Origin of the sequence: Kineococcus glutinatus (genome assembly GCF_039542765.1) — a bacterium.
In the GTDB taxonomy this organism is placed as follows: domain Bacteria; phylum Actinomycetota; class Actinomycetes; order Actinomycetales; family Kineococcaceae; genus Kineococcus_A; species Kineococcus_A glutinatus.
In genome coordinates, this window is the sequence record NZ_BAABIL010000660.1 from 1 (window position 1) to 2657 (window position 2657).

Here is a 2657-nt window from a genome sequence, read left to right on the forward strand (position 1 = left end):
CTCAGCGCGGCAGCTCCTGCGGCTGCGGGGCCGGCGACGCGCCCGCCGGGCGGTCCTCCTGCTGCACCGGCACCCGCTGCCCGAACTGGGTGCGGTGCAGCTGCGCGTAGCGGCCGCCCGCGGCCAGCAGCTCCTCGTGCCGGCCCCGCTCCACGACCCGGCCGTCCTCCACGACGAGGATGAGGTCGGCGGAGCGGATCGTGGACAGCCGGTGGGCGATGACGACGGCGGTGCGCCCCGCCAGCGCCTCGGCCAGCGCCTCCTGCACCGCCGCCTCCGAGGTGGAGTCCAGGTGCGCGGTGGCCTCGTCGAGGACCACCACCCGCGGGTGCGCCAGCAGCAGCCGCGCGATCGTCAGCCGCTGCCGCTCCCCGCCGGAGAAGCGGTAGCCGCGCTCGCCGACGACGGTGTCCAGGCCGTCGGGCAGCGCCGCGACCAGCTCGGCCATCCGGGCGCGGCCGAGGGCGTCCCACAGCTGCTCCTCCGTCGCCTCCGGGGCGGCCAGCAGCAGGTTGTCGCGCAGCGACTCGTGGAACAGGTGCCCGTCCTGGGTGACCATCCCCAGGGTGCGGCGCAGCGACTCGGCGGTGAGGCGGCGCACGTCCACCCCGCCGAGGCGCACCGCACCGGAGTCCACGTCGTACAGCCGCGCCATCAGCTGCGCCATCGTCGACTTGCCCGCGCCGGAGGAGCCGACGATCGCGACGAGCTGGCCCGGCTCGGCGCGGAACGACACCCCGTGCAGCACCTCCACGCCCGCCCGGTCGTCGAGGACCGCGACGTCCTCCAGCGAGGCCAGGGACACCTTCTCCGCCGTGGGGTAGGTGAACCGCACCTCGTCGAACTCCACCGACACCGGCCCCTCGGGCACCGCCACGGCGTCCGGCGCCTGGCGGACGAGGGGCTCCAGGTCGAGGACCTCGAAGACCCGCTCGAAGCTGACCAGCGCGCTCATCACCTCCACCCGCGCGTTCGCCAGCGCGGTCAGCGGCGCGTACAGGCGCGTCAGCAGCAGCGCCAGGGCGACGACGTCGCCGGCGTCGAGGGCGTCCCGCAGGGCGTAGAAACCCCCGAGGCCGTAGACCAGCGCGATCGCCAGCGCGGAGACGGTCGTCAGCGCCGTCACGAACACCGTCTGCAGCATCGCGCGGCGCACCCCGATGTCGCGCACCCGCAGCACCCGGCGGGCGAACTCCGCGGACTCCTGCTGCGGGCGGCCGAACAGCTTCACCAGCGTGGCGCCCGGGGCGGAGAACCGCTCCGTCATCTGCGTGCTCATGTGCGCGTTGTGCTGCGCGGACTCCCGCTCCAGCTGCGCCAGCCGCGCCCCCATCCGCCGGGCCGGCAGCACGAAGACCGGCAGCAGCAGCAGGGCCAGCAGCGTGATCTGCCAGGAGATGCTCACCATCGCCACGAGGGTGAGGGTCAGCGTCACGAGGTTGCCGACGACGCCGGACAGCGTCCCGGCGAAGGCGCGCTGGGCGCCGATGACGTCGGAGTTCAGCCGGCTGACCAGCGCCCCGGTGCGGGTGCGGGTGAAGAACGCGATCGGCTGGCGCTGCACGTGGTCGAACACGGCGGTGCGCAGCTGCGCGATCAGGCCCTCGCCGATGGTCGCGGACAGCCAGCGCTCCACGAGGCCGAGGCCGGCGTCCACCAGCGCGATGACCGCGATGAGCACCGCGTACAGCGCCACGACCCGCAGCGGTTCGGCGCGCACGATGGCGTCGACCACGTCGCCGGCCAGCAGCGGCGTGGCGACGGCGAGCGCGGACGTCAGGACGCTGAGGAGGACGAAGGCGACGAGGCGGGCGCGGTGCGGGCGGGCGAAACCCCCGATCCGCCGCACCGTCGCCCAGGAGATCGGGCGCCCCTGCTTGGCGTGCATGACGCTGTAGAGGGAGTGCCAGGCGGTTCCCTGCATGTCCACGGTGCTCTCCGGTTCTGGGGTGCGGGTCGGGCGGCGGACGGCCACCGCGGGCGCTGCTGCCGCGACGCTAGGACTTCGAGCGAGGTCGAGGTCAAGCGCGCGGGTCGCGGCGGGTCAGGGTCCGCCCTCCCCCGCCGGGACCGAGGCCACCAGCGCCTCCAGCGCGGCGGCGTCGTGCAGGTCGACGGGCCGGACCGTCTGGCCCGTCGAGGCGTGGAAGAACGCCGCGCTCACGTCCTGCGCCGGCACGCCGTGCAGCCGCGACCACGCCAGCCGGTACACCGCCAGCTGGACGTCGCGGGCGCGGGCCGCGTCCCCGACCGGGGGCCGGCCGGTCTTCCAGTCCACGACGTCGTAGCGGACGCGCCCGTCGGGGCCGACGCTGCGGAACACCGCGTCGATGCGGCCGCGCACCACGACGCCCGCCACCGGCGTCTCCACCGCCACCTCCACCGCGAACGGCTCGCGCCCGGCCCACTCCGAGGCCAGGAAGTTCGCCTGCAGCACGGCCAGCTGACCGTCGTCGGCGGCGCCGGCGTCCGCCGCGCCCGGCAGCTCGTCGAGGTCGAGGAGGGCGGCGGCCCGGAAACGTCGCTCCAGCCAGGAGTGGAACGCCGTGCCCCGCCGCGTCTGCGGGCTGGGCGCACCAGGCAGCGGCCGGCGCAGCTGCAGCGCCAGGGCCGCCGGGTCCGCCGCCAGGGCCACCAGCCGGGAGGCCGACAGGTGC

The 2657-nt window shown here is 75.6% G+C and carries 2 protein-coding genes; both read right to left on the reverse strand.

The window, feature by feature from the left end:
- Position 1: 1 nt before the first annotated feature.
- Entirely contained in the window at positions 2–1930 is a 1929-nt protein-coding gene (locus ABEB16_RS19720) for an ABC transporter ATP-binding protein (RefSeq protein WP_345713905.1), read from the reverse strand.
- Between the two features lie 114 nt (positions 1931–2044).
- A partial coding sequence (locus ABEB16_RS19725; protein ID WP_345713906.1) for a RecB family exonuclease occupies positions 2045–2657 on the reverse strand: 613 nt, incomplete at its 5' end.